Consider the following 235-nt stretch of genomic DNA (forward strand, 5'->3'; position numbering starts at 1 on the left):
GGCCGGAGAGCGCACTGCGCGGCGCCGGACTCAAGGTGACGCGCGGCCGGATCGCCGTGCTCGACGCGCTGGACCAGCTCCCGCACGCCGATGCCGACTCCGTGTTCCGGGCACTGCAGCCGACGCTGCCGGGCACCTCCATCCAGAACGTCCACAACGTGCTGGGCGACCTCACCTCCGCAGGACTCCTGCGGAGAATCGAACCGGCAGGGTCCGCTGCGCGCTACGAGCGGCG

At 72.3% G+C, this 235-nt stretch carries 1 protein-coding gene; it reads left to right on the forward strand.

Annotated elements, in window-relative coordinates:
- Positions 1 to 235: Fur family transcriptional regulator (locus SB773_RS34735; RefSeq protein WP_410595111.1), on the forward strand; the 235-nt coding region annotated here is incomplete at both ends.

It is taken from the genome of Bacillus sp. SIMBA_074 (assembly GCF_046534555.1).
In the GTDB taxonomy this organism is placed as follows: domain Bacteria; phylum Bacillota; class Bacilli; order Bacillales; family Bacillaceae_G; genus Bacillus_A; species Bacillus_A mycoides.